The sequence below is a fragment of the Paraburkholderia sp. RL17-373-BIF-A genome, assembly GCF_046030175.1.
Lineage (GTDB): Bacteria > Pseudomonadota > Gammaproteobacteria > Burkholderiales > Burkholderiaceae > Paraburkholderia.
The window spans coordinates 1-287 of record NZ_JARESO010000512.1 but is presented as its reverse complement, the minus strand read 5'-3'; the positions used below and the strand labels follow the sequence as shown (position 1 = coordinate 287).

General features: G+C 56.8%; 1 pseudogene. It reads right to left on the bottom strand.

Annotated elements, in window-relative coordinates:
* Nucleotides 1-270, bottom strand: a pseudogene (locus P0D80_RS51590) (OmpW family protein); the annotation flags it as partial.
* Nucleotides 271-287 lie beyond the last annotated feature (17 nt).

Genomic DNA, 287 nt, shown 5'->3' with positions numbered 1-287 from the left:
CTTCATCGGTAGTCCAAAAAGCATGGCGACACCAATGTTGTCCGTGACGTAGTACTCGGTGGTAATTCCCACCGTATCCGTCGAGCTGGCATGCGCTCCGCTACCAGATAGCTGCTGATTCACCGCTACGCCGCCAATGCTTTCCACGGTCAGTGGCGTTGCGTCGCCCTGTGGCGCAATGTGAAGCCATCCTGTCGACAGCGTTATGCTTCCGGCAGACTGCGCATGTGCATTGTCGATAACCGCGGCCGAGCAGATGCAAGCCGCCATACCGATCGAACTGATTA